The organism is Streptomyces sp. NPDC050145 (assembly GCF_044460245.1).
Taxonomy (GTDB): domain Bacteria; phylum Actinomycetota; class Actinomycetes; order Streptomycetales; family Streptomycetaceae; genus Streptomyces.
This window is the reverse complement of the sequence record NZ_JBITJS010000021.1, coordinates 129,212-153,932: the sequence shown is the minus strand read 5'-3', so window position 1 is coordinate 153,932 and position 24,721 is coordinate 129,212. Positions and strand designations below refer to the sequence as shown.

General features: G+C 72.9%; 21 protein-coding genes. 8 read left to right on the top strand and 13 right to left on the bottom strand.

Features of this window, described 5'->3' with window-relative positions; all coding sequences use genetic code 11:
- Positions 1 to 17 precede the first annotated feature (17 nt).
- Positions 18 to 1,337 carry a serine protease gene (locus tag ACIBTU_RS33660; protein WP_399130466.1) on the bottom strand — a complete coding sequence of 440 codons (1,320 nt, stop codon included), beginning with the start codon at positions 1,335 to 1,337 and terminating at the stop codon, positions 18 to 20.
- 87 nt (positions 1,338 to 1,424) lie between these two features.
- Between ACIBTU_RS33660 and ACIBTU_RS33655 the strand changes: the two genes are divergently transcribed.
- Entirely contained in the window at positions 1,425 to 1,721 is a 297-nt protein-coding gene (locus ACIBTU_RS33655) for a trypco2 family protein (protein WP_399130465.1), read from the top strand.
- Positions 1,722 to 1,768: 47 nt separating this feature from the next.
- On the opposite strand, the gene ACIBTU_RS33650 is transcribed toward ACIBTU_RS33655, so the two are convergent.
- Positions 1,769 to 5,605 (bottom strand): endo-alpha-N-acetylgalactosaminidase family protein, encoded by a 3,837-nt coding sequence (locus ACIBTU_RS33650; RefSeq protein ID WP_399130464.1) that lies wholly within the window; start codon positions 5,603 to 5,605, stop codon positions 1,769 to 1,771.
- Between the two features lie 287 nt (positions 5,606 to 5,892).
- Between ACIBTU_RS33650 and ACIBTU_RS33645 the strand changes: the two genes are divergently transcribed.
- Positions 5,893 to 6,498, top strand: a complete 606-nt coding sequence (locus ACIBTU_RS33645; RefSeq protein ID WP_399130463.1) for a YceI family protein — start codon at positions 5,893 to 5,895, stop codon at positions 6,496 to 6,498.
- Positions 6,499 to 6,509: 11 nt separating this feature from the next.
- On the opposite strand, the gene ACIBTU_RS33640 is transcribed toward ACIBTU_RS33645, so the two are convergent.
- From ACIBTU_RS33640 to ACIBTU_RS33620, 5 genes are all read right to left on the bottom strand, one after another.
- Positions 6,510 to 8,282: an ABC transporter ATP-binding protein gene (locus tag ACIBTU_RS33640; protein ID WP_399130462.1), complete on the bottom strand. Its 1,773-nt coding sequence runs from the start codon at positions 8,280 to 8,282 to the stop codon at positions 6,510 to 6,512.
- Between the two features lie 188 nt (positions 8,283 to 8,470).
- Positions 8,471 to 8,884 carry a lasso peptide biosynthesis B2 protein gene (locus ACIBTU_RS33635; RefSeq protein ID WP_399130461.1) on the bottom strand — a complete coding sequence of 138 codons (414 nt, stop codon included), beginning with the start codon at positions 8,882 to 8,884 and terminating at the stop codon, positions 8,471 to 8,473.
- Positions 8,881 to 9,132, bottom strand: coding sequence for a lasso peptide biosynthesis PqqD family chaperone (locus ACIBTU_RS33630; protein ID WP_399130460.1), 252 nt, complete (start codon positions 9,130 to 9,132; stop codon positions 8,881 to 8,883). Before ACIBTU_RS33630 ends, ACIBTU_RS33635 begins: the two co-directional genes overlap by 4 nt.
- Complete coding sequence (locus ACIBTU_RS33625; protein WP_399130478.1) at positions 9,129 to 11,081, bottom strand: asparagine synthase-related protein; 1,953 nt, start codon at positions 11,079 to 11,081, stop codon at positions 9,129 to 9,131. The genes ACIBTU_RS33630 and ACIBTU_RS33625 overlap by 4 nt, the downstream gene beginning before the upstream one ends.
- Before the next feature lie 67 nt (positions 11,082 to 11,148).
- Positions 11,149 to 11,283, bottom strand: a complete 135-nt coding sequence (locus ACIBTU_RS33620; protein ID WP_399130459.1) for a keywimysin-related RiPP — start codon at positions 11,281 to 11,283, stop codon at positions 11,149 to 11,151.
- A gap of 257 nt (positions 11,284 to 11,540) precedes the next feature.
- On the opposite strand from ACIBTU_RS33620, the gene ACIBTU_RS33615 reads away from it, so the two are divergent.
- From ACIBTU_RS33615 to ACIBTU_RS33605, 3 genes are all read left to right on the top strand, one after another.
- Positions 11,541 to 12,908, top strand: a complete 1,368-nt coding sequence (locus ACIBTU_RS33615) for a pentapeptide repeat-containing protein (RefSeq protein ID WP_399130458.1) — start codon at positions 11,541 to 11,543, stop codon at positions 12,906 to 12,908.
- A gap of 27 nt (positions 12,909 to 12,935) precedes the next feature.
- Positions 12,936 to 13,400: a GNAT family N-acetyltransferase gene (locus ACIBTU_RS33610; protein WP_399130457.1), complete on the top strand. Its 465-nt coding sequence runs from the start codon at positions 12,936 to 12,938 to the stop codon at positions 13,398 to 13,400.
- An 84-nt stretch (positions 13,401 to 13,484) separates the two neighbouring features.
- Positions 13,485 to 15,230, top strand: a complete 1,746-nt coding sequence (locus tag ACIBTU_RS33605) for a cytochrome bc complex cytochrome b subunit (protein ID WP_399130456.1) — start codon at positions 13,485 to 13,487, stop codon at positions 15,228 to 15,230.
- Here ACIBTU_RS33605 and ACIBTU_RS33600 read toward each other — a convergent pair.
- The 6 genes from ACIBTU_RS33600 to ACIBTU_RS33575 form a co-directional block, all read right to left on the bottom strand.
- Positions 15,123 to 16,460 (bottom strand): hypothetical protein, encoded by a 1,338-nt coding sequence (locus ACIBTU_RS33600; RefSeq protein WP_399130455.1) that lies wholly within the window; start codon positions 16,458 to 16,460, stop codon positions 15,123 to 15,125. The genes ACIBTU_RS33605 and ACIBTU_RS33600 overlap by 108 nt on opposite strands.
- Before the next feature lie 83 nt (positions 16,461 to 16,543).
- Positions 16,544 to 18,175, bottom strand: a complete 1,632-nt coding sequence (gene cimA / locus ACIBTU_RS33595) for a citramalate synthase (RefSeq protein WP_399130454.1) — start codon at positions 18,173 to 18,175, stop codon at positions 16,544 to 16,546.
- Positions 18,176 to 18,482: 307 nt separating this feature from the next.
- Positions 18,483 to 19,505: a DUF2891 family protein gene (locus ACIBTU_RS33590; protein WP_399130453.1), complete on the bottom strand. Its 1,023-nt coding sequence runs from the start codon at positions 19,503 to 19,505 to the stop codon at positions 18,483 to 18,485.
- A 241-nt stretch (positions 19,506 to 19,746) separates the two neighbouring features.
- Positions 19,747 to 20,391: a pyroglutamyl-peptidase I gene (gene pcp, locus ACIBTU_RS33585; RefSeq protein WP_399130452.1), complete on the bottom strand. Its 645-nt coding sequence runs from the start codon at positions 20,389 to 20,391 to the stop codon at positions 19,747 to 19,749.
- Positions 20,392 to 20,407: 16 nt separating this feature from the next.
- Positions 20,408 to 21,373, bottom strand: a complete 966-nt coding sequence (locus ACIBTU_RS33580) for a DUF979 domain-containing protein (protein WP_399130451.1) — start codon at positions 21,371 to 21,373, stop codon at positions 20,408 to 20,410.
- Positions 21,370 to 22,089 (bottom strand): DUF969 domain-containing protein, encoded by a 720-nt coding sequence (locus ACIBTU_RS33575; protein WP_399130450.1) that lies wholly within the window; start codon positions 22,087 to 22,089, stop codon positions 21,370 to 21,372. The genes ACIBTU_RS33580 and ACIBTU_RS33575 overlap by 4 nt, the downstream gene beginning before the upstream one ends.
- 215 nt (positions 22,090 to 22,304) lie before the next feature.
- Here ACIBTU_RS33575 and ACIBTU_RS33570 point away from each other — a divergent pair, with 215 nt between their 5' ends.
- Genes ACIBTU_RS33570 through ACIBTU_RS33560 form a run of 3 tightly spaced genes read left to right on the top strand, consistent with a single transcriptional unit; the run spans position 22,305 to position 24,624 of the window.
- Positions 22,305 to 23,057, top strand: coding sequence for a LamB/YcsF family protein (locus ACIBTU_RS33570; RefSeq protein WP_399130477.1), 753 nt, complete (start codon positions 22,305 to 22,307; stop codon positions 23,055 to 23,057).
- Complete coding sequence (locus ACIBTU_RS33565) at positions 23,054 to 23,758, top strand: allophanate hydrolase subunit 1 (RefSeq protein WP_399130449.1); 705 nt, start codon at positions 23,054 to 23,056, stop codon at positions 23,756 to 23,758. Before ACIBTU_RS33570 ends, ACIBTU_RS33565 begins: the two co-directional genes overlap by 4 nt.
- Positions 23,755 to 24,624, top strand: coding sequence for a biotin-dependent carboxyltransferase family protein (locus ACIBTU_RS33560; RefSeq protein ID WP_399130448.1), 870 nt, complete (start codon positions 23,755 to 23,757; stop codon positions 24,622 to 24,624). The genes ACIBTU_RS33565 and ACIBTU_RS33560 overlap by 4 nt, the downstream gene beginning before the upstream one ends.
- The last annotated feature ends 97 nt before the right edge of the window (positions 24,625 to 24,721 follow it).

Below are 24,721 nucleotides of genomic sequence, written 5' to 3'. Positions count from 1 at the left end.
CGGACACGGACGCGGACTCATGCGGGGCCTCCCGGGTAGGCGGTGTGGAGGTCGTCGAGCAGGGTGCGCAGGGCGGCCAGGCGGGTGCCGGGGTCGGTGAGCGTGGTGAGGGAGCGGCGGCGCAGGGCGAGGGCGTCGACGGGGCCGGGTTGGTGTTCGAGCGAGCCCGCTTCCACGACGCCGGTCTCCCGGGTGAGCCGGGCCTCTTTCTCCTCGGCCCGGGCCAGGAGGCGGTCGGCGTGGGTGAGGAGGGCGGGTTCGAGGACGTGGTCGCGGGTCTCGGGCCAGCCCGGGGCCTCGCTGCCGCGGAAGACGAGGAGGAGCCGCAGTCCGGACTCGGCGAGCCGGCCGAGCAGCAGGGCGAGCCGGGCGGGGTCGTGGGCCTCGTCGACGGCGTCCACGAGCAGGACCCGGGCGTGCCCTTCGGGCGGGGCGGCGGGGCGGGGGCCGTCGCCGAGCAGCCAGGCGCGGGTGGCGGGCCACTGTCCCGGGGCGAAGGTGAGGGCGCGGCCGAGCAGCCGCTCGACGAGCCGCTCGCGGGAGGCCTCGGCGGGCCGGTGCACGAGGTCGGCGAGGTGTTCGAGGTGGTGCAGGGTGCGGGCGCGGCCGCCGCCCCGGGCGACGACGCTGATCTTGACGGGGGCGGCGCCGGGGTCGCCCAGCCAGGCGCGGGTGCGCCGGTCGAAGGCGGGGTCCCAGGCGTCGGGCGCGGCCAGTTCCCGTACGGGGGCGGCGAGTTCGGCGATGCGGGTGACCGGGATGAGGTAGGAGAACGCGAGGATGTTGTCCTCGGGGAGTGGCTCGTCGAGGTCGCCGCGCCAGCTGACGATCAGGCCGACGACGACGGGTTCGCCGTCCGGGGACGGCGTCCAGGCGCCGGCGCCGCTGAATCCCCTGCGGACGACCTCCCGGCGGTGCCGGGCGTCGATCTGGACGAGGGCGCCGCGCAGTCCGGCGACGCTGCCGGTGAGGGTCATGCCGTCGTCGAAGCGCTCGGCGTAGCCGGTGGCCCGGACCGGGAGCCCGGCGGGGATCGTGGTGGACAGCCGGGCGGGCCGGGCCTCGGGGCGCGGGCTGTCCAGGCGCAGTACGGCGAGGTCGCGGCTGGGGTCGGCGTGCCGGTCGTCCACCCAGCCGTCGTCCAGGACGCGGGCGGCGACGGGGGGCACGGCGGGGTTCTCGGGGAACTCAGCCCAGATCGCCACGCCCGGGTGGGTGACGACGTGGGCGCAGGTGAGCACGGTGCGCGCGTCGACGAGGACCCCGGCGCCCAGTACGGCGCCCGCCGCGTCCCCCGACCGCAGGCGCACCCGCCAGTCCGCAGCCAACTCAGCCATCGTCTTCACGCTACGCACCAGAGGGCGCCCGCACTAGACTCGCGACACGCCTTCATCAGCCAAGTGCCGTACAGAAAAGGGAACTTGATGAGTGATCAGCCGGAGCCGATCGGTCTCGCGCAGGCGATCGCGGCGCTGCGCAAGGAGCTCGCGCAGGCGCAGCGGGAGGGTGCGGGCAGCGACTGGAAGTTCACGGTGGGGCAGGTGAGCGTGGAGTTCTCCGTGCAGTTCCACCGGGCCGGGGACGCGGGCGCGGCCCTGAAGCTCGGGGTGGTGGAGGCGCGGCTCGGCGGCGGCGTGAGCCATGACGCGGTGCACCGGGTGCAGGTGGATCTCAAGCCGGCTCCGGGTCCGAACGGCGAGGAGCGGACGGTGGGCCGCTAGAGGCCCACCGTCCGCTCCCCATCCCTCTCGCCTGGCGCCGGGAGGACTCAGCTTCCGCAGTGGAAGCGGGCCTCGCCCCAGTCGGCGTGGTCGTTGCCGTTGCCGTCGCCGCCGTCCCCGACGACGAGGTCGACGTACTTGGCGCCGCTGACGTCGGCGGTGAGCGACCAGGCGGTGTCGCTCGCCTTGAGGACGGGCGACTTCACCTTCTCCGCACCGTCGGCCAGGACGGAGAACTGCACGGTGCCGCGGGTGGTCTGCACGTCGTCGACGCCGACCTGCGCGGTGAGGGAGGTGCACTGCCCGCCGAGGTAGTAGCGGACCTTGGCGGGGGCGTGCGTGCCGAGCCCCTTCGCGTAGGTGACCCCGCCGATCTTGAGCGGGGTGCCGTCGCCCTGGCCCTGCTCACCGTTGGACAGGTCCTTCTCGACCGGGCCCCAGCCGTTCTCGGCACTGGTCCAGTCGAGGTCGCTGGCGTACGTGTCCGTGGTGGGCGGCGGCGGCAGGGTCCGCACGGAGGCGACCGCGTCGAGCGTGCGGCCGGTGCCGGCGACCTGGTAGGCGGCCTGCGCGGTGAGCCGGTGGGGCTCGTACGGGGCGTCCGCGGGCGGGGTGACCTGCCAGGTGGCGGTGGTCTTCGCGCCGGGGGCCACCGGGTCGAGGGCGACGGGCCCGGTGGGCTCGGCCTTCCAGCCCTCGGGCAGGCCGAGGGTGACGGTGGCGTCCTTGATCTGCTCGGCCTCGTAGTTGGTGAACGTGGCGGTGACCTTGTTGGGCTGTCCGGGCTCCAGGGTCTCGCCCGCCGTGAGGTCGAGCGTGGCGCAGGCGGCCTTCTCCTTCGCCGGGCCGAGGTCGGTCACGGTGAAGTCGTCGAGGACGAAGTCGGCGCCGTCGGGGGCCGAGGAGAGCTTGCGCAGGCCGGTCCAGGTGTCGCCGCAGCCCGCGGTGACGGTGGTGCTGAAGCGTCCGGTGGTGCGCTGCTGTCCGATCGGGACGGCGGCGGTCTCGACGGCGTCCTCGCCGCGGTCGTAGCCGCTGACCCACCGGTAGGCGTCGGCGTGGCTGGACTGGTAGGCGAAGTCGACCTTGTAGGTGTGGCCGTCCTTCAGGGGGACGGACGCCGGGGAGGTGCGGTAGACGACGCCGTCGTTCTCCTCGTGGGACTTGAGGGACTCGCCGCCCTCGATGACGTCGTCGACGAGCTTCCCGTTCCAGCCGGCCTGGGTGTACGGGGCGTGCTTCTGGGCGATGTGGGTGCGCGGGTCGGTGGTGCCGCCCGCGTCGCCCTTGTCGAAGGGGCCCCAGCCCTGGTCGACGTCCTCGAAGTCCTCGTGGACGACGGTGCCGGCCTGCGCGGCGGGCGCGTTGCGGACGACGCGGACGTCGTCGGCGCGGACCGTGGTGCCCTGCGCGTCGGCCGCGGCCGTGATCTTCAGAACGGCCGAACCGCTCGCGGGCGCCGTGAAGTCGACCTTCACCCGCTGCATGTTCGTGCCGCTCCAGTCGCTGGCCGCCATGGTGTTCGGCAGCGTGGAGCGGTCCACGGACGCGGACTCGCCCGCGACGGCGAGCGTGGTGTGCCGGGTCGCGCCGGGGGCGACCTCGACCCAGGCGGAGGCGGTGTAGCGCTTGCCTCCCTCGAGTCCGGTCAGGCGCTGGGCGACGGCGGCCTCGGCCTTGCCGCCGAGCCGGGCGCTGTTGCGGCCGTGGTCGTCGGTGTCGCGGGCGACGGTGCCGTCCTTGTCCCAGCCGGTGAGCTTCGCGTCGTTGAAGCCGGGGTCCTTCAGTCCGGTGCCCTCGCCCCAGGCGGGGTCGCCGGCCGCGGGGGTGTCGTCGGCCGGGTAGAGGACGTACGGCTGTCCGGCCTCGGCCTTGAGCGTGATCTTGCCGTCGGCGTCGGTGCGGACGGTGCCGGTCTTCACGCGGCCGTTGTCGGTGAGCTTGTGGACGGTGTAGCTGCCGCGGGGCACGGTCCAGGTGCTGGTGCCGCCCTGCTTGCTGTAGTGGTACAGCTTCGTGCCGCCGTCCTTGGCAGCCCAGGGCAGCAGGTAGCGGTCCCCGTCGAGGACCTTGCGGCCGTGGTCGTAGAAGGTGCGCCGGCCGTCCTCGACGGTGCCGCGCAGACCGCCGGTGAAGGTGATGTCGTTCCCGTCCCAGCGGGTGATCTTCTGGTGCTGGAGGAACTTGGCGGGCAGGTCGCGCTGCCAGACGTTGGCGTAGAAGTCGTTCCAGTCGTTCTCGCCGGTCCAGCCCTCGAAGTCGACCAGGGCGCTCTGGCCGAGCACCGGGTCGTTGTTCCAGACGTCCTTCTCGCCGTTGCGGATGAACCGGATGATCTTCGAGTTGAGGCCCTTGTTGGTGGCGCCGCCGTAGTCGAGGTCGTTGGCCCAGTGGGACCAGACGGACTGCCGCTCGAACTTGTCGGCCCACTCGGTGGCGAGGTTCCAGCCCTGCCCGTTGATGGCGTCGGCGGTCTTCTCCGCGATCCAGCCGTGCGTGTAGTACACGTCGACGTAGATCGTGGTGAGGTTCCTGTCCGTCTCGTCGCGCAGTTGCTTGAAGCGGGCAGCGAGGTCGCCGCTGTTGATGTCGCGGCGCTGGTCGATGTAGTAGCTCTGGTCGAGCCAGTTCCAGCCGGGCTTCTTGGGGTCGATCAGCTGGTCGCCGAAGTGCTTGGCGACCGGGTACGCCTCGGTGGCGTTGACGTGGACGCCGAACTCGGCGCCGTACTTCTTGCCGGCCTTGAGCAGCGTGTTGAGGTCCTTGAGGCCGCCCGCGCGCTTGTTGGTGTTGCCGCCGTAGTCGGGGTGCGCGGAGTCGTGGCCCTCGGACTGGTAGCCCTTGAGCATCGCGAACTGGCCGAGGTCGTCGGTCGCGAGCCCGATCCGCTTGACGTCGTCGAGCGTGCGCAGGAACGGGTGCTGGGCCTGGCTCGCGAAGTTGAACGGGATGTGGGTGATGACGCGGTCGGCGGTCTGCTCGCCGCCCTTGGGCGCGATGCCGATGGCGCGGAAGGCGACGGCGCCGTCCTGCCAGTCGACCGTGCCGTCGCCGTTGGCGTCGGGGGTGACGACGACCTTCGCCCAGGGCAGGTCCGCGCCGGTGGCGGGGGCCGGGGCGCCGGCCCCGCGGTAGGTCCACTGCCCGGACCAGACGCCGACGCGGGTCGAGCCGTCGCTCTCCTTGCGGGCCTGGTGCCAGAAGCGGGCGTCGTCGCCGCCCGTGGCGCCGCTCGGCTTGTCGTACGTCGAGTTCGACTCGACGGCGGCGGCCAGCTTGCCCGTGTTGACGAGGGCGTACGAGGCGCCGGAGGCGGCGGTCTCGGCCGGGGTGTCGGCGCCGACCTTGCCGAAGACGTCGGCGGTGCGGGTCGAGTCGGGGTCCAGCTTGGTGAAGGCGGTCGCGGCCCCGCCGTCGGTGCTGCCGACGGAGACGAGGTCGTGGCCGGGGATGTCGATGGTGCCGACGCGGAAGGCGTCCGTGTCACGCACGGCGGTGACCTTGAAGGTCGTGGCCCGGCCGGTGACGGCGAGGGTGGCGTCGAGCTGTACGCCCGGCAGGTCGGGGAAGTCCAGGGTGTACGCGGCGCTCGCGCCCTGCACCTTCGGGGCGCCTGCGAGGCGGACCGGGTAGGCCTTGCCGTTGAGGGTGACCTCGGTGACGGCACGGGTGCTGCCGAGCAGCCGGGAGCCGTCGGCCACGTTCTCGTAGGACAGGACGCGGGGAAAGTCCTCGGCCACGGTGACCCGCAGCTGCGAGGAGGCGAGGACGAGGCCGGAGGGGGCGGGGTCCGGCGGCTCGGCGGCCAGGGCCGGCGAACCGAGCGCGATGCTCAGGGCCGCCGCCAGGACCAGGGCGTGGGTGGCGCGAGATCTTCGGGACATGACGCCCTGGGTATCCGCGCACCGGGAGGCGGGTCAACGGCGCGGGCCGCCGGGCGGGCCCGCAGTCCAACAACTGGCTCCCGTAAGTCCAAGCCGGGCGGCCGATGCCGGGTTCTACGCGCGTCCGGGCGCGCGCGCCGGAGCCTCACGCGGTGTAATCGGAGGGATGCGTTTCACCCACTGTTGAAAGTTGAACTTAATCGCGCTACAGTCGAGGCAGGTTGAAAGTTAAATCTTCAACAACCACTCCGGCACCACCGTGCCACCCCGTCCCCAAGGAGCACGTCATGGGCATCTTCGGCCGCAAGAACGAGACCACCCCCGCCGCCGTCGCCACCTCGGCCGGCCCGGACCTCGCCGCGCTGACCGGCGACTACACGGTCGACCCGTCCCACACCACGCTGGGCTTCGTCGCGCGCCACGCCATGGTGACGAACGTGAAGGGCAGCTTCACCGACTTCACGGGCTCGCTCCACCTGGACGGTTCGGACCCGTCCAAGTCCACGGCCTCCTTCGACGTGCAGATGGAGAGCATCGAGACCGGCAACGCCGACCGTGACGGTCACCTGAAGAGCTCCGACTTCTTCAAGACGGACGAGTTCCCGACGATGACGTTCCGCTCGACCTCCGCCGAGTCCCTGGGCGGCGACGACTACCGCATCACCGGTGACCTCTCCCTCCTCGGCACCACCAAGTCGCTCACGATCGACCTCGAGTACAACGGTTCGGCGAAGGACCCGTTCGGCAACGAGCGCATCGGTTTCGAGGGCAAGGCCACGATCCTGCGCTCCGAGTGGGGCCTCACCTGGAACGCGGCGCTGGAGACCGGTGGCGTCCTCGTCTCCGACAAGATCAAGTTGAACTTCGACATCTCCGCGATCAAGAACGCCTGAGCCCTGCGGCTTCAGTGAGTTGAGGCGGCCACGAGTTGCGTGGCCGCCAACTCGCCGTACAGCGCGTCTTTTTCGACCAGTTCGGCATGGGTCCCCTGGGCCCGCACCCGGCCGCCGTCCAGCACGACGATGCGGTCCGCGTCCACGACCGTGGACAGCCGGTGCGCGATCACCAGGACCGTCGTGTCCGGGGCGAGGTCGCGCACGACCTCCCGCAGATACTGCTCGTTGACCGCGTCCAGGTTCGCGGTCGCCTCGTCGAGCAGCAGCAGCCGGGGACGGCGCAGCAGGGCCCGCGCGATCGCCACGCGCTGACGTTCGCCGCCGGAGAGCAGCACGCCCCGGTGGCCCACCGGTGTGTCCAGGCCGTCCGGGAGCCGGGCCACGAGATCGCCGAGGCGGGTGCGCCGTACGGCGTCCGCCAGTTCTTCCTCCGTCGCGTCCTGGGCCGCGTAGCGGAGATTGTCGCGCAGGGTGCCGGCGAGGACGGGAGCGTCCTGCTCCACGTAGCCGAGCGCGCCGCGCAGAGTGCCGAGCGGCCAGTCCCGGATGTCGCGGCCGCCGACCGTGAGGGTCCCCTCCTCGTGGTCGTAGAACCGTTCCAGGAGCGCGAACACCGTGGACTTGCCCGCGCCCGACGGGCCGACCAGGGCCGTGAGGCCGCCGGCCGGGGCGTGGAAGGTGATGCCGTCGTGGGCGGGGGCGCGGTCCTCCTCGTAGGCGAACGTCACGTTCTTGAAGGTGACGTCCAGCGGGACGCGGGCCTTCCGCTTCGCCTTGCGCCGGGTGCGCGCCTTGACGGCCGCGTGCGTCGCGCGGTGGGTGCCGGTCGTCGTCTCGCCCGGCAGGTCCTCGATCTCCGCGATGCGGCCGAGCGCCGCCAGGCCGCTGTTCAGGCCGACCCAGCCCTCCGTCAACCGACCGAGCGGGCCCACGAGATAGAACAGGTACAGCAGGAACGCGATCAGGGCCGGCAGGTCGAGCGCGCCGGACGCGACGCGGGCGCCGCCGACGCCGATCACGCACAGGAACGCGAGCTGCACCGACATCAGCGTCGACACGTCCGACACCGAGGTCCAGCGCGCCACGGTCAGCCCCTTGGCGTACGCGCGTCCCGCCGCCCCGGCGACCGCCGCCTCCTCGCGCTCCTCCGCGCCGTTCGCCTTCACCGTGCGGAACGACTGCAGGGCCCGGTCGAGCGCCGAGCCCATCTCCCCCACCGCCTCCTGCGCCTGGGTCTGGGCCCGGCGGATGCGCGGCATCAGCAGCGCGAGCGCGGCCGCGATCAGGCTGAGCACGAGCAGGGTCACGCCGAGCAGCACCAGGTCCATGACGCCCATGAAGATCACGGTGCCGACGAGGGTGAGGGCGCCGGTCGCGGACTCGACGAGGCTGCGGGACAGAACGGTGCGCAGCAGGGTCGTGTCACTGGTGGCCCGGGTGAGGAGGTCGCCGGGGGTCAGGCGGTCGACGGCCGCGACCTTGAGCCTGAGCATCCGGCCGACCAGGCGCTCTCTCGCTCCGAGTACGACGCTCTCGCCGGTCCGGGCCATCAGGTACGTGCCGGTCGCGGTCAGCACGGCGCCGACCGCGACGATCAGGGTGAGCAGGAGCAGGGCGGGGGCGGCCGATCTGTTCTCCGCGAAGGCCTGTACGGCGTATTTGGCCGTCAGGGGGATGGCCAGTCCCGCGGCGTCGCCGGTCAGGGCGAGGAGACCTCCGGTCAGGAGCGGGCGGAGGTGGGGGCGGGCGTAGGCGAGGAGGCGGCTGGGTTGTGCGGGCACGTTCTTCGATCTCCTCGCGCCGTGGGTCGTCCGGTTTGTGGGTGAGTGACGCGTGCGTCGTGGCTGGTCGCGCAGTTCCCCGCGCCCCTGAAGGCGCACTTCGTGCGCCCCAGGGCGACGGCGGCGGGACGGGAAAATCAAGCCCCTCCGGCGCTTGAGGAGCGGGGGCCGGGGCGGAGCCCCTGGGGTCAGCGAGGGCTCCGGCCCACCGTCATCAGGGGGCGGTACTCGTCCAAGGTCGCGGCCTCGCCGACGAGTTGGGCCTCGGCCTCGATCCAGGCGTGCGGAGCGAAGGGCGGGGCCGCGCGGACGCCCGCGTGCCAGACGGGCCACGTCCCCGACAGGCGGCACAGGAGGGCGACGGCGACGGAGCGTGGCAGGCACCCGTACCATCCCGCGCATCGTCGGCTCGTCGCGACGACGGACGCGTACGCGGCCAGCGCCGTGGCGTGGGGCGCGGGACGTGCGCCCCGGCTCAGGAACGTGAGGACGCGGCGCAGCCGGTCGGGCCGCAGCCGGGCCACGAGCAGGGCCACGCCGACGACGGCCCGGGTCCGCAGCCCCCGCGCGGCGCCCCCGGGCATCGTCATCTCGGTGCTCACGGTGTCGCCATCCGCGCGTCGACGAGCTGCCAGGCCAGCGCGGCGACGTCCGCCTCGGCCCGCTCCCGCTCGACGTCGAACTCCGCGATCAGCCGGTCGACGACCTCCGGCGCCCCGAGCCCTTCGGCGAGCGCGCTGACGACGAGTGTCCCGGACTCGTTCAACTGCCAGTACGTGCCGGAGCGTTGGTCGAGGACCACGCCCCCGAAGTCGGTCGTGGTGACCGAGATGCCGTCTCTGAGCTTCACGGGGTGAGCGCCTCTCTGTGTGCGGCGGGGGTGCCGGTCGCGCGCAGCCACATCTCGCAGGCGACCGTCGAGTCGATCGAGTACCGGGTGTGCAGCGGCGAGTACGGGTCGGCGGCGAGCGCATCGAGCCGGGCCGGGTCGACGAGGCCGAGCGCGGCGAGCCGCGAGGTGCCGGGCTCCCACAGCCGGCGGAGCTCGGCGGCGTGCCGGACCAGGCCCTGGACCGTGTCGCTGCCCATGTGGTCCTTGGTGGTGCGCTCGAGCAGCGGCGCGGGCACGATCCCGCGCACGGCCTCGGCGAGCAGCGGCTTGTAGCGCGCGGGGTCGATCCGGTCGGTGAGACGTACGGCGAGGGTGGCCTCGATGACGTGGTCGGCGTACATCGGCGCGGCGACGGGCAGCCCGAGGCCGAGCCCGTACTCCTCCATGGCCTGGAAGTGCCGTGCCCCCATGCGGAGGGTGTCGAGGTCGAGGTGGCGGCCGGGGCGCGGGGCGAGGGGTTCGGCGTCGGCGGCGGCCGCGCGGAAGGCCTCGCGGACGAGGTCCCGGGCGTCGGCGGTCAGCCAGGGCGGCAGCGACTGGCGCACGCTCCAGGAGAGCTGGGGCGTGCGGGAGGTGGGCAGGGCCTCGTCGGTGACGGCGTCGGCGAGCCAGGCGCGGAAGGAGCCGCGGCCGACAAGGGCGCGGGCGGTCGCGGCGAGCGGCCAGCCCAGCTGGTGGCGCACGGCGCCGATCCGGTTCCAGGCGGCCAGCGGGTGCCGGGGCAGCAGGTCCCCGGCGACGCTGGGCAGCGCCATGAACAGTTCGTCGCCGCCGTACCCCGTGATGTGGCACTCGGAGCCGCGGGCCGCGGCGAGCCCGAGCAGCATCCGGACCCGGGCCCGCCCGGAGGCGCCGGGCTGCGGTTCGTCCCCGGGGAGGTCGGCGGGGGCGGCCAGGATCTCGCTCACCCCCGCGTAGAAGAGGGGTACCTCGTCGCCGGGCACGATCTCGTGGGAGAGGCCGGCGGGGCGCTCGGCGCGGGCGAGTTCGGCGGCGCGCAGGGCCCAGGTCTCGTCCTCGGCGTGGCTCTCGCGGGAGGCGACGGTCAGCAGGGACAGGTCGGCCGGTCCCGCGCGCCGGGTGAGGAAGGCGAGGGAGGTGGAGTCGAAGCCGCCGGAGAGTTCGCAGCTGACCCGGGCGCGGCCGGACACATGGGCGCGTACGGAGCGGTCGAGCGCGTCGCCGAGGCGCGCGGCCCCTTCGGCCATGGGCAGTTCGGCTTCCGGCGCGTGCCACCAGCGCCGGGTGGCGCGGGTCCCGTCGGCGCGCAGTACGAGGGCGTGCGCGGGGTCGGTCTCGGTGAGGCCGCGCCAGAGGGGCCGGCCGCTGAGCGGGTGGGGCAGGAAGTCGAGGAGGCGCAGGGCGAGCGCGGTGTCGTCGAGCGCGGCGCCGGTGAGGTGGGCGAGCACGGCGGGCCGGTCGGAGGCGAGCGGGAACGGCCCGTCGGTGGCGTACACCCGGCGCAGCCCCGACGCGGTGCCGCGCACCCATGTCTCGCCCCCCATGCGGGAGATGACGTGGTGCACGCCGGGCAGGCGTCGGGCGAGGCGGTGGTGGAGCCCCGCGTTGTCCCGGGCGGCGGCCAGGTCCCGCGCCAGGTCCGGGACGGGAGCGGGGCCGATGACGACGACGGCGTCCGCTCCTCGCTGTGCGTCGCTGACGCGGCGCAGGCGGGAGCGGACGATCACCCAGGGGCGTCCCGACGGATGGCGGAACACCTGCCCGGGTGTGCCGTCCTCGTCGACCGGCAGGGAGTGCTGTTCGCCGGAAGCGGTGACGAAAGCGGTGTCGAAGGCCGCGCCGGACGCGGCCGGCCGCCCGGCCGTCGCCTGTCCCTCGGGAGTGTCCGGGAGAACGGCGAAGCAGTCGCGCAGGTGGGGCGGCTGTTCGGGGCGGGCGGGCTGCATCGTCACCTTTCCTCGGCGGTCCTGGTCGGTCGTGAGCGTGCTGTCACACGGCGCGTCGGACGGATCGTCAGACGAGGCGGCGGGACCAGAACTCCTTGAGCGGGCCTACGAAGTAGCCGGCGGTCACCTTGGTGAAGTCGCCCTGCTTGACCATCGCCGGAGCGACGTAGCCCTTCTTCGCGATCTCTGTCTTCTTCTCCATCGACCGTTCCTCCATCTCGTTCGTGTGTGTAACGGATGTGATTGGTGTGCAGCGTGTGAACGCCACGACCATCATTGCCAGTCCGTGAGCGTTCATGCACCCAACGCGATCGTTCCGGAGAGATGACCTGATCGTTTCGCGACGGAGCCCGACTTGTCGCGAAGAGGGGCGGGAAGTCGGGGCGGAGGGACAGATACCGGGGTGGTGTTCGCGCCAGTGCGGGGTGCGGCGGGGCGCGGCATGGGATGCTGCGGCCCGTGTCTGAACCGATCGTCACCGCCGCCGAGGTGCGCCGGGCCGTCCTCGATCCGGAGGCGGGATCCGAGCCCTACATACTCAGCGGCGCCCGCGTCGAGGGCGCCCTGGCGCTGGACGGCGCGGAGATCAGGCGGCTCGTCCGCTTCGAGGGGTGCCGCTTCGACGGCCCGGTGACACTGGAGGGCGCCGCCACCCTCGCGTTCACGGTCACGGAGTGCACGCTTCCGCGCTTTCACGCTCCGACGGCCCAGATAGCCGGCCGGCTCGACCTGCGCGGCTCCACGATCAGCGGCGGCGACCGGCGCGGGGCCGTGAACCTCGTGCACGCGCACATCGCGGGCGGACTGCGGCTCGACCGCGCGCACCTCGTGTCGCCGGAGGGGCTCGCCCTGAACGGGGGCGGACTGGTGATGCAGGGCGGGGTGTTCTGCGAGGACGGCTTCCTCGCGCACGGGCGGATCGCGCTGCCGGGCGCCGAGATCCCCGGCGGCCTGTGGATGCACGGGGCGCGGATCGTGATGCCGGAGCCGGACGGGATCGCGTTCCTCGGGGACTCGCTGCGGGCCTCGACGGTCCGCATGAACCAGGGGTTCCGGGCCGACGGGCGGATCCGGCTGCGCGGGGCGCGGATCGACGACCTGCTCTCGTTCCACGAGGCCGAACTCCTCGGCGTGGGCGCGTCGTTGATGTGCGTCGGCGCCCAGATGGAAGCGCTCGACCTGCGCATGGCCCGCCCGGCGGCCGGCGCCGTGAACCTGCGCAACGCACGGGCGACCCGGCTCCAGGACCGCCCCCGCACCTGGCTCGGCCCGCTGTACCTGGACGGACTCACGTACGACTGGCTGGAGTCGACGGCGTCCACCCAGCGCGAGGACTGCGCCAACCGCCTGACCTGGCTGCACCTCCAGCCGGAGTACGTCCCGCAGCCGTACGAGCAACTCGCCGCCCACTACCGGAGGTTGGGCCACGAGGACGAGGCTCGCCGGGTGCTGCTCGTGCGGGAGCGGCGGCGGCGCGCGACGCTGGGGCCCGCGGGCCGGATCTGGGGCGGGCTGCTCGACGCCACGGTCGGCTACGGCTACCGCCCCTGGCTGGCCGGAATCTGGCTGGTCCTGCTCACGCTGCTCGGCTCGCTCGTGTTCCGCGCGCACACGCCCGTGCCGAACAAGCAGGGCGAGGGGCCGCCGTTCCACCCCGTCGCGTACGCCCTCGACCTGCTGGTCCCGGTCGGCGGGCTCGGCCAGCGGGACATGTGGCACTGGGACCTGCCCTGGGTGCAGAACCTGGCGTACGCGATGATCGCGATCGGCTGGATCCTGACCACGGCCGTCGTCGCGGGCGTGACCCGCACCCTGAACCGCAGCTGAACCCGCACGTCCACCTGGAGGACCCGCTTGCACCCCGAGACCACGACCCTGCGCCGCGCCGAACCGGCCGACGCGCTCCCCGCGGCCGAGGTGTGGCTGCGCTCCTTCGCGGCCGCGCTGCCGACCGTGCGCCGTGCGCACGACGACGACGGGGTGCGCGGCTGGTTCACGCACGTCGTCGTACCGCGCCACGAGACGTGGGTGGCGGTCGAGGAGGGCGGCGCGGTGGCGGGCCTGATGGTGCTCGACGGCGGCGAGCTCGACCAGCTGTACGTGGACCCGGACCGGCAGGGGCGCGGACTCGGCGGGCGGCTGCTCGCCCTGGCCAAGGAGCGGCGCCCGGGCGGGCTCGACCTGTGGACGTTCCAGGTGAACGCGCGGGCCCGGGGCTTCTACGAGTCCCACGGCTTCGTCGCCGCCGAGTGGACGGACGGCGAGCGCAACGAGGAGCGGGAGCCCGACGTCCGCTACACCTGGCGGCCCGCCATGTGAACTGGGTCACACAGCGCGCCGTGATGTCACGAATCGGGGGCCGCCGCCGGTCCCCGTAGTGAGCACTCACGGGAGGCGCGCTTCATGACGGAGAGCACTACGGGGAGCACGACAGGCAGCACCGCGGGGGGCACGGCGAGGAGCACCGCTCGGGACGCGCGGGCGGGCGAGCGGATCGCCGACTGGGCGGACGGCAGGCTCGGGGTGTACGGCCTCGGGCGGAAGTACCTGCGCAAGGTGTTTCCCGACCACTGGTCCTTCATCCTGGGCGAGATCTGTCTCTACACCTTCGTCGTCCTGATCCTCACCGGCGTCTATCTGACCCTCTTCTTCCATCCGTCGATGAACGAGGTGGAGTACCACGGCAGTTACGTGCCGCTGAACGGCATCCGGATGTCGGAGGCGTACTCCTCCACCCTGGACATCAGTTTCGACGTGCGCGGCGGACTGCTGATCCGGCAGATCCACCACTGGGCGGCGCTGATCTTCGTCGCGGCGATGTTCGTGCACATGATGCGGCACTTCTTCACGGGCTCGTTCCGCAAGCCGCGCGAGGTCAACTGGGTGTTCGGCTGGCTGCTGCTGTTCCTCGCGCTGTTCGAGGGGCTGCTCGGCTACTCGCTGCCGGACGACCTGCTGTCCGGGGCGGGGATGCGGCTCGTCGAGGGGATGACGCTGTCCGTGCCGGTCGTCGGCACGTACCTGTCGTTCTTCCTCTTCGGCGGCGAGTTCCCCGGGCACGACATCGTGGCCCGCTTCTACTCGATCCACGTCCTGCTGCTGCCCGGCGTCATGGCGGCGCTCGTCGTCCTCCATCTGATCCTGGTCTTCTACCACAAGCACACCCAGTTCGCGGGCCCCGGAAAGACCGAACAGAACGTCGTGGGCCAGCCGTTCTTCCCCGTGTACGTCGCGAAGGCGGGCGGCTTCTTCTTCCTCGTGTTCGGCGTCGTGGCGCTGATCGCGGCGGTCGCGTCGGTCAACCCGGTCTGGGTGTACGGCCCGTACCGCCCCGACCAGGTGTCCACGGGCGCGCAGCCCGACTGGTACCTGGGGTTCGCGGAGGGTCTGGTCCGGGTGATGCCCGGCTGGGAGATCACGGTCGGCGGCCACACGCTGGTCCTGGGCGTCCTGATCCCGTTGGTCGCCTTCCCTCTGTGGCTGATCCTGATCGGCGTCTATCCGTTCCTCGAGTCGTGGATCACCGGGGACCGGCGCGAGCACCACCTCCTGGACCGGCCCCGCAACCGCCCGGTCCGCACGGGGCTGGGCGTGGCCTGGCTGACCGGCTTCCTGGTGGCGCTCGCGGCCGGCGGCAACGACCTGTGGGCCACGCACTTCCATCTCTCGGTGAACGCCATCACCTGGACCGCGCGCGTTCTCCTGCTCGCCGGCCCGGTGCTCGCGTTCGTCGTCACCAAGCGGATCTGCCTGGGGCTCCAGCTCCGCGACCGCGAGAAGGTCGAGCACGGCCGCGAGACCGGCCGCGTCCGGCGCCTCCCGCACGGCGAGTACGTCGAACTCCACGAGCCGCTCCCCCGGGCCGAGCGCTTCCGCCTGACCCACCACGAACAGCCCGCCCCGCTGGAGCCGCCCCCGGCCGAGGACGAGCACGGGGTGCGCCGCCGGGTGCCGCGGACCGTGCGGGCGCGGGTGGCGCTGTCGCGGTGGATGTACGGGCCGGGGTCACAGATCCCGAAGGCGGGCGCGCGGTCCGTCGGTTCAGAAACCGCCGCCGAAGTCGCCGCCCCCGCCGAAGTCGCCACCGCCCCCGAAGTCGCCGCCGCCTCCGAAGTCCCCGAAGTCGCCGGAGGAGAAGTCGGATCCTGAGTAGTCGCCGCCCGCGGCCGGGTCGAAGTCGCCGTAACCGGAGCCGTAGTCGGCCGCGTAGGCGGGACTCGCCATCATCGAGCCGAGCATCGTGCCGACGAGGAGGCCGGGGAGCATGCCGCCGCCGAAGTACCCGCCGGCCCAGGGGCCGTAGGCCGGGCCCGCGTCGTAGTAGGGGCGGCGCTCGCCGGTGCCCGCGTCGACGGTGCGGACCAGAGGTTCGGCACCGTCGGCGAGACGGGCCGCGTCGGCCGCGCAGACCGGGACCTCGCGGGGCGAGCCGCCGGGCGGGGTCCACTCGGCGTCGGTCGTCGAGGGGCCGTGGCGCGGGTCGAAGAAGCACGGGACGCGGCGCTCGGGCAGCGGGCGGCCCTCGCGGCGGGCGGCGAGCTGGGCGAGCGAGAAGCGGCCGTCCTCCAGGGTCTGGGTCACCGCGCGCACGTCCTCGGGGCGCTGGGCGGCGGCCATGAACTGCTTGGCCTTCTCGTACGCGTCCAGGGCGCGCTCGTAGTCGGCGCGCATGGCGTCGTCGGCGCCCGCCTCGGCCGGATGGAAGTCGAGCCGGTCCAGTTCCTCGCCGAAGGCCGTGATGTCCTCGTCGACGACGACCCGCAGCTTCTCCAGGGCCTCGCGCTGCTCCCGCTCGCGGCGCTTGCGGTTGCGCCGGGTGACCGCGTAGACGCCCGCGCCGCCGGCCACGACGACCGCGCCGACGCCGATCAGGGCCCCGGCCGACACCCCGTCGTCACCGCCCGCGGCCCAGGAGTCGGGCGCGGAGCCGGTGGCGGTGCGCACGGCGCCGTCGACGAAGTCGTCCAGCTGCCGGGCGACCGGCTCGTCCTGCACGCTCCCGGTCAGGTTCTGTACGGCCTGCCGGGACATGACCTGGTGGTCGGCGCGGGCGTCGAAGGCGTCGCCGAGCCGGACGCCGTACACACCGACGATCCCGGTCTTCGTACGCAGGTCCGTGAAGAGGTCCTGCTTGGGGAAGTCGGCGGGCAGCACGGCCACCATCACCGGCTTGTCGGCGTCCTTGATACGGGTGGTGAGGCGGTCGACGTCGCTCTTGCTCAGGGTGCCGGAGGCGGCCGGGTCGACGTAGACGGGGCTCTTCTCCAGGGCGTCGGCCACCGTGGAGACGTCGCTCGCTGCGGTCGCCGTGGGCGCCACGGCGAGCGTCGCCCCGAGGGCGAGGAAGGTGGCGGCGAGGGCCGCTGCGAAGGGCCTCATACCTCGACGCTAACCCAATCGGGCCACGTGCGAGGGATGAGGCCCCGACGCCTGTGGGACTACCTGTGCGACAGCCGGTGCGGCTACTCGACGGGCTCGACTCCGGCGCGCAGCAGACCGTACGTGTACGCGTCCTCCAGGGAGCCCCAGGAGGCGGCGATCACGTTCTCGGCGACGCCGACCGTGGACCACTCGCCGGCGCCGTCCGTCGTGGTGATCAGGACGCGGGTCGTGGACTCGGTGCCGTGCTTGCCCTCCAGGATGCGGACCTTGTAGTCCACGAGCTCCAGCTTGGCGAGCTGCGGGTAGATGCGCTCCAGGCCGACGCGCAGGGCGCGGTCCAGGGCGTTGACCGGGCCGTTGCCCTCGGCCGTGGCGACGATGCGCTCGCCCTTGGCCCACAGCTTCACCGTCGCCTCGTTGGCGTGGCTGCCGTCGGGGCGGTCCTCGACGATGGCGCGCCACGACTCGACGCGGAAGTAGCGGCGGGCCCGGCCCTCGGCCTCCTCGCGCAGCAGCAGTTCGAAGGAGGCGTCGGCGGCCTCGTACGTGTAGCCCTGGAGCTCGCGCTCCTTGACCCGCTCGACGACGCGGCCGACGAGCTCGCGGTCGTCGGAGATGTCGACGCCGAGCTCCTTGCCCTTGAGCTCGATGGAGGCGCGCCCGGCCATGTCGGAGACGAGCATGCGGATGCGGTTGCCGACCAGCTCGGGGTCGATGTGCTGGTAGAGGTCCGGGTCGACCTTGATCGCGGAGGCGTGCAGTCCGGCCTTGTGGGCGAACGCGGAGACGCCGACGTAGGGCTGGTGCGTGGACGGGGTCAGGTTCACGACCTCGGCGATGGCGTGCGAGATGCGGGTCATCTCGCGCAGCGCGCCCTCGGGCAGGACCTTCTTGCCGTACTTGAGCTCCAGGGCGGCGACAACCGGGAAGAGGTTGGAGTTGCCGACCCGCTCGCCGTAGCCGTTGGCGGTGCACTGCACGTGGGTGGCGCCGGCGTCGACGGCGGCCAGCGTGTTGGCGACGGCGCAGCCGGTGTCGTCCTGGGCGTGGATGCCGAGGCGGGCGCCGGTGTCGTCGAGGACGGTGTGGGTGATCGCCTGGACCTGGGCGGGGAGCATGCCGCCGTTGGTGTCGCACAGGACGACGACGGCGGCGCCGGCCTCGTGCGCGACCCGTACGACGGACTTGGCGTACTCGGCGTTGGCGCGGTAGCCGTCGAAGAAGTGCTCGCAGTCGACGAAGACGCGGCGGCCCTGTCCGACGAGGTAGGAGACGGTGTCGCGGACCATCTCCAGGTTCTCTTCCAGCGTGGTGCGCAGGGCCAGCTCGACGTGCCGGTCGTGCGACTTGGCGACGAGCGTGATCACCGGGGCGCCGGACTCGAGGAGGGCCCGCACCTGGGGGTCCTCGCTCGCCTTGGCGTTCGCGCGGCGGGTGGAGCCGAAGGCGACGAGCTGGGCGTGCTTGAACGTGATCTCTTTCTGGGCGCGGGAGAAGAACTCCGTGTCCCGCGGGTTGGCACCGGGCCAGCCGCCCTCGATGAAGCCCACACCGAAGTCGTCCAGGTGTCGCGCGATGGTCAGCTTGTCCGCGACGGTGAGGTTGATGCCCTCGCGCTGCGCGCCGTCGCGCAGCGTCGTGTCGAAGACGTGGAAGGAATCGTCGAGTTCACCGGCGGACTCGCCGGCGTGTTCGCTCGGGCTGCTGCTCATGCTGATCTGGCTCCTGTATGGGATCTCGGTCTACCGGAATGACCGGCTCCACCGTCCATCTATGATCCCTCGCGCTCTCCGTCCGGCTGGGTGTGGGCCGGAAACAGAAAAACCTCTCGCGGGTGCGAGAGGTCTGCGCGCGGGTCGAGGACGACGGTGTCCGCCTGTACCGGGTCGTACGAGGCGGTCACTGCGGACCGGCGCGCCTGCTGCCAATAATCATGGCGAACGAGAGCACGGCGGCAGTCTGCCACAGCCCCGGCGGGCCCGGGACGTGGTCTCACGATGCGGTCAGATGTCCCGGTTTTCAGTCGTCTCGGTGGTTCGTGCGGGCCGCTTGGTGCGTGCGGGCCCCGTTGTGCGTGCGGTCGACGGCCAGCTCGGCGAACGTGGCGAGCCAGTGGTCCGTCGCGAAGTCGCCGCGTTCGACGGCGGGCAGGCCCGCGGCGAGGTGCGCGTCGGCGGCCGCGGCGAGCCGGGTGCGGGCGGCGCCCTCGGGCAGGGCCGCGGCGATGCCGCGCAGGGCGGCGGCGCGGGACAGGGCGAGACCGAGCAGATGGCCGATGTGCGGGTCGGTGGGGTCGGAGACCACGGGCACGTCGAGCAGCGGGCAGGGCGCGCCCGCGCCGAGCGCCGGCAGGAACCGGTCGAACCACGCGGCGAACTCGGCGGGCCCGAGGACCCGGCGCATCGCGTCCGCCTCGCTCAGCGCCGGCGACAGGAAGTCCTGACCCGAGGGCTCCCAGTGGGCCGGCGCGTCGTGGTCCCCGGCGAACCAGTCGCGCAGCCGGTCCCGTACGGCGTCCAGCGTGGCCTCGGCGAGGCCCGCGGCCGCGCCCGTGTCGAGGAGCAGGCCGAGCGAGAACGCGCTGTTGGTGTGGATGCCGTGCCGCACCGGATACGTGGCCTTGCCGAGCCAGTCCGTGAGGAGCCGCTCCACGGCGGTGACGGCCGGGGCGAACGCGTCGGCCCAGCGGGTGCCGCGGCACTCGGCGGCCAGCGCGGTCAGCCAGGCCCAGCCGTAGGGGCGCTCGAACCCGGGGTGCGCGAGGAGGTAGTCGGCCTCGGTCCGGAGGTTCCGCGGGGTGAGGTGGGCGTCGAGGGCGCTCAGGTCGGTGCCGGTGGGGAGTTCGCCCCTGTTGTGGAGGCGGACGAGGAGCCAGTGCATGTGCACCGCGGAGTGCCAGTCGTACGCGCCGTAGAACGCGGGGTGGAGGGTGCGGGGGGTGGTGTCCTCTGTGGGGGCGGTGACCAGGTGGGCCGGGAAGTTGGGGTACTCGCGCGTGATGTTGGCGGTGGCCAGCCGGGCGGTTGCCTCCGGCGTGAGCATGGGGTGTCCTCTCGGGGTGACGGATCCTCGTCTGCGGTGTGTTGTCTCGTTGCCGGGTGCAGGTGCGTCGTGGCTGGTCGCGCCCCGCGGCGGAGCCGCAGATCGACACAGCCCCGCGCCCCTGAAATGCAGGCGCTGCGCGCCGCATTTCCCCGATAGAGGCTGAACGGCGAAGCCGTTCGCCTCTAGGGGCGCGGGGAACTGCGCGACCAGCCCCCACCGGGCGGCACCCGGCGAACCGTCAATGCGTGGCACCCTCGGTGGCCACCAAGTCGACCCGGGTAGACGCGGCAGCCAGAAGCAGAGCGCGTACCCCGGAAGCGACAACCTCCGCGGGCAGCGCAGGCGCGCCCCCGTCTACCACCTGCTCCGGCGCCCAGGGCACATGGACGAAGCCGCCCCGCACTCCGGGGAACTCGGTGGCCAGGAGGTGACCGAGCCCGTAGGCGACGTGATTGCAGACGAACGTGCCGGCCGTGTTGGACAGCGCGGCCGGCACCCCGGCCTCCCGCATCGCCGCGACACACGCCTTCACCGGCAGCGTGGAGAAGTAGGCCGCGGGCCCGCCCGGCACGACGGGCACGTCGATGGGCTGGGCCCCCGCGTTGTCGGGGATGCGCGCGTCGTCGACGTTGATCGCGACGCGCTCGACGGTGACGCCGGCCCGCCCGCCCGCCTGCCCGAGGCACACGACGAGCTCGGGCCGGGTCCGCGCGACAGCGTCCCGCAGCGCGTCGAGCGCGTCCCCGAAGGCACAGGGCAGGCGCACCGCGGTGACGTCCAGGCCGTCCGGCGGCGCGGCGGCGACGAGGGAGGCCGCCTGCCAGGACGGGTTCACGGCCTCCCCGCCGAAGGGCTCGAAGCCGGTGAGCAGTACTCGGGTCATGGGTCCTGGCCTCCTTCTAGACGGCGAAGATCGCCATGATCACGGTGGAGCAGCCGAGCAGCGCGAGCCCGGTGGGCAGCTGCGCCTTGATCGGCCCGTACTGGTCCTTCAGTTCGAGCAGGGACGCCGGGACGATGTTGAAGTTGGCGGCCATGGGCGTGCAGAGCGTGCCGCTGAAGCCGGCGAGCATGCCGATGGCGAGCACGGCCGGTTCGTTGCCGTGCATCTGCTGGATGAGCACGGGCCAGCCGATCGCGGCGGTCATGACGGGGAACGCGGCGAACGCGTTGCCCATGATCACGGTGAACAGGAACATGCCGACGCAGTAGGCGATCACGGCGAAGTACTTGGAGTTGTCCGGCATCACGTCGTTGACGATCTCGCCGACCTGCGTGCCGACGCCGGCGACCGCGAAGATCGAGCCGAGGACGGCGAGCAGCTGGGGCAGCAGCAGCGCCGAGCCCATCGCCTCCAGCATCGAGCGCCCGGAGTGGATCGGCGTCGACAGCTTGCGCTCGCCGGTGACCAGCATGCCGACGACCAGCGCCACGATGCAGCCGAGGCCGAGTCCGATGAGCGTGGCCTTGCCGGTCTCGAACAGGCCCGACTCGTCGAGGAAGGAGGCGCAGACGATGGCGACGAGCGGGATCGTCAGGGCGGGTATGAAGAGCTTGTTGCCCAGGCGCGCGGCGGAGGCCTCACGCTGTTCGTCGGTGGTCGTGGCGGGCACGCCCTTGCCGATGAAGTTGAAGCCGGCGAGCACGATCAGCGCGAGGACGGCGACGCCGAGCGGTTCGGCGGGCAGCCGGTACGCGGTGGCGCCGGTCGCGACGCCGGTCCCGTAGGGGAAGGAAAGTCCGAGCAGTCCCCAGAAGGCGGCGGAGGTCCAGCGCTTGGGGTTGGTGCGGTCCATGGCCATCTGCGCGGCCATGACGACGAAGACGAGCCCGATGAGCCAGTAGAGCCACTCGACCTTGATCACTTGGCGGTCTCCTTCGGCATGGGCAGGTCGTTCTCGGCGGCGGCGAGGGCCATCTCGCGTTCCAGCTTCTTGTCGAGGAGCAGCAGGCGGGAGCCGTGGATGAAGAAGGCGCAGACGGCCAGCGGGACGGCCCACAGGGCGAGCTGGGTGGGCTCGAGTTCCTGGTGGTAGGTGGAGTTCACGAAGCCGGTGATCAGCAGGATCGAGCCGATCGCGATGAAGCAGTCCTCACCGAAGAAGAGGCCGACGGTGTCGGCGGAGGAGGAGTAGGAGCGGACCTTCTCGCGCAGCTTGTCGGGGAGCTTGGCGCCGAGCCGGCGTTCGGCGGCGGCCTCGGCCATGGGGGCGACGAGCGGGCGCACGGTCTGGGCCGGGCCGCCGAGGTTGTTGAGGCCGAAGGCGGCCGTGACCTGGCGGACCAGCAGGTAGACGGTGAGGAAGCGGCCGACGCTGAGCCTGCCGAGCTTGCCGATGAGGGTGCGGGCCTGCTCGCGCAGCCCGTACCGCTCCAGGAGGCCGATCACCGGGAGCACGATGGCGAAGACGGTGACCGAGCGGCTGTCGGCGAACGACCGGCCGAACGCGGCGAGGATCTCCTGCGGGTTCATCTTGCCGAGCAGTCCGGTGGCGATACCGGCGACACCGACCACGAGGACGGGATTGCGGCGCGTGACGAATCCGAGGATCACCACGAGCACGCCGAGAAGAACGATCATGCGGCGGCCTTCTTCAGTGCGCGGAGGGCACGGGAGGGGCACGGAATCAGGCAGTCCGATTCCGTGGGGGATGCACGGACCATAGGGGATCGTTGAACGATCGAACAAGGGGCTGAACGGGATGGATATGCATCTTGTCGAATCGTTCAACAATCCCCTAGGTTGAGCGCGTGACCCAGGACCTGCCCCCCGTGCCCGAAGCGCCGATCACCCCCGTGATCGACCTGAACGCGGACCTCGGCGAGGGCTTCGGCCGGTGGACCCTCACCGACGACGAAGCCCTGCTGTCGGTCGTGACCAGCGCGAACGTCGCCTGCGGCTTCCACGCCGGCGACCCGTCCATGATGCGCCGCGTGTGCGACCTCGCCGCCGAGCGCGGCGTCCGCATCGGCGCCCAGGTCTCCTACCGCGACCTGGCCGGCTTCGGGCGTCGCGCGATGGACGTGCCGCCGGACGAGCTGGCCGCCGAAGTGGCGTACCAGATCGGGGCGTTGCGCGTGTTCGCCGAGGCCGCCGGCTCCGCCGTCACCTACGTGAAGCCGCACGGCGCGCTCTACAACCGCACCGTGCACGACGAGGAGCAGGCACAGGCCGTGGTCGCGGGCGTCACCCTCGCCGGCGGTTCGCTGCCGGTGCTCGGCCTGCCCGGATCGCGACTGCTCGCCGCCGCCGCGGACGCGGGCCTGGCCCCCACGCGGGAGGCCTTCGCCGACCGCGCGTACACGGCACACGGCACGCTGGTGTCACGCCGTGAGCCGCACGCCGTCGTGGAGGACCCGGACACGGTCGTACGCCGGGCCGTGCGCTTCGCCGTCGACGGCGGGGTCGACGCGATCGACGGCACCCACGTCCCGGTCACCGCGCAGTCGTTGTGCGTGCACGGTGACACCCCGGGCGCGGCCCGCATCGCCGCGCGGGTCCGGGCCGCCCTGGAGGCGGCCGGCGTCACGGTGGGGGCCTTCGCGTGAGGACCGACACGGGTGCGGCCCCGCTGATCCGCCCCGCCGGACGCCACGCGCTGCTGGTCGAGCTCCCCGACGCCGAGCGCACCGCCGCCTTCCACGCCGAGCTGCTGCGGCGCCGCGCCGCGGGCACGCTGGCGCCGGTCGCGGAGATCGTGCCCGGCGCGACGACCGTGCTCCTCGACGGCGTTGCCGAACCGTCGGCCCTGGCCCGCGAGCTGTCGGCCTGGGACCTCCCGCGGACGCCGCCCGCCGAGGGCACGGTGATCACGCTCCCCGTGGTCTACGACGGCCCCGACCTGGCCGAGGTCGCCGAGCTGTGGGGGGTGCCCGAGCACGAGGTGGCGGCGCGCCACTCCTCGTACACGTACCGCGTGGCGTTCTGCGGCTTCGCGCCCGGCTTCGCCTACCTCACGGGTCTGCCCGCCGCCCTCCACGTCCCCCGCCGCGCCACCCCCCGCACCAGGGTCCCGGCCGGAGCGGTGGCCCTGGCGGGCCCGAACTCGGCGGTCTACCCCCGCGCCACACCCGGCGGCTGGCAGATCATCGGCACGTTCCCGACCCCGGAAGCGCTCTGGGACCCGGCCAAGGACCAGGCGGCCCTTCTCGTCCCCGGCACCCGGGTCAGGTTCGACCCCCTGGCGACGCGGGCGACCACCACTCAGGCCGGCCACGAACCGGCGACCCCCCACGGCGGTGAGGCGTGACCCCCGCCCTCCTCACCGTGATCCGCCCGGGCGCCCTGACCACCGTCCAGGACGCGGGACGCAAGGGCCACGCCCACCTCGGCGTCCCCCGCTCCGGTGCCCTGGACGCTCCGGCGCTGCGGCTGGCCAACCGCCTGCTCGGCAACCCGGAGAACACGGCCGCGCTGGAGACCACTCTCACCGGCTGCGCCGTCCGGCCCGACCGGGACATCACGGCCGTCGTCGGCGGCGCCCCGTGCCGCGTCACGGTCGACGGCCGCCCCGCCCCCTGGGGCATCCCGGTCCACGTCCCGGCCGGCGCCACCCTGGACGCGGGGCCGGCCACCTCCGGCCTGCGCAGCTACCTCGCGTTCGCCGGCGGCCTGGCCGTCGAGCCGACCCTGGGCAGCCGCGCGACGGACCTCCTCTCGGGTCTCGGCCCGGCGCCCCTCACCGAGGGCGTCCGGATTCCGCTCGGCCGGGCCGTCGGCCCGGCCCCCGCCCTGCCCGAGGCCCCGCCCTGGCCGGCGCCGCCCGCCGAACTCGTCCTGCCGGCCCGTCCGGGCCCGCGCTCCGACTGGTTCACGGACGCGGCCCTGCGCACCTTCTTCACCGCGGCCTACACGGTCTCGGCGCAGAGCAACCGCATCGGTCTGCGCACCCAGGGGCCCGTCCTGGAGCGGGCGCGGGACGGCGAACTGCCCAGCGAGGGAATGGTGCTGGGGGCGGTGCAGGTGCCGCCGAACGGTCTCCCCGTGGTCTTCCTGCACGACCACCCGACGACCGGCGGGTACCCGGTGATCGCCGTGGTCCCGGAGCAGGCCCTGGCCGCCGCGGCCCAGGCCGTCCCGGGCACGCCCCTGCGCTTCGTACCGGACGCGGGCTAGGGCCTTTCGCCCGGCCCCGGCGACCCGGGCGTCTCGTCGGGGAACCGTTTCGGGGAGGGGCGGCACGGGGGAGGAACAACGGCACACCCCCAGGCCA

Coding starts and splice junctions, on each gene's coding strand:
- ACIBTU_RS33660 (WP_399130466.1), bottom strand. CDS start 1,337: ATGGCTGAGTTGGCTGCGGACTGGCGGGTGCGCCTGCGGTCGGGGGAC.
- ACIBTU_RS33650 (WP_399130464.1), bottom strand. CDS start 5,605: ATGTCCCGAAGATCTCGCGCCACCCACGCCCTGGTCCTGGCGGCGGCC.
- ACIBTU_RS33600 (WP_399130455.1), bottom strand. CDS start 16,460: ATGAGGCCCTTCGCAGCGGCCCTCGCCGCCACCTTCCTCGCCCTCGGG.
- cimA (WP_399130454.1), bottom strand. CDS start 18,175: ATGAGCAGCAGCCCGAGCGAACACGCCGGCGAGTCCGCCGGTGAACTC.
- ACIBTU_RS33655 (WP_399130465.1), top strand. CDS start 1,425: ATGAGTGATCAGCCGGAGCCGATCGGTCTCGCGCAGGCGATCGCGGCG.
- ACIBTU_RS33575 (WP_399130450.1), bottom strand. CDS start 22,089: ATGATCGTTCTTCTCGGCGTGCTCGTGGTGATCCTCGGATTCGTCACG.
- ACIBTU_RS33625 (WP_399130478.1), bottom strand. CDS start 11,081: ATGCAGCCCGCCCGCCCCGAACAGCCGCCCCACCTGCGCGACTGCTTC.
- ACIBTU_RS33590 (WP_399130453.1), bottom strand. CDS start 19,505: ATGCTCACGCCGGAGGCAACCGCCCGGCTGGCCACCGCCAACATCACG.
- pcp (WP_399130452.1), bottom strand. CDS start 20,391: ATGACCCGAGTACTGCTCACCGGCTTCGAGCCCTTCGGCGGGGAGGCC.
- ACIBTU_RS33645 (WP_399130463.1), top strand. CDS start 5,893: ATGGGCATCTTCGGCCGCAAGAACGAGACCACCCCCGCCGCCGTCGCC.
- ACIBTU_RS33605 (WP_399130456.1), top strand. CDS start 13,485: ATGACGGAGAGCACTACGGGGAGCACGACAGGCAGCACCGCGGGGGGC.
- ACIBTU_RS33620 (WP_399130459.1), bottom strand. CDS start 11,283: ATGGAGAAGAAGACAGAGATCGCGAAGAAGGGCTACGTCGCTCCGGCG.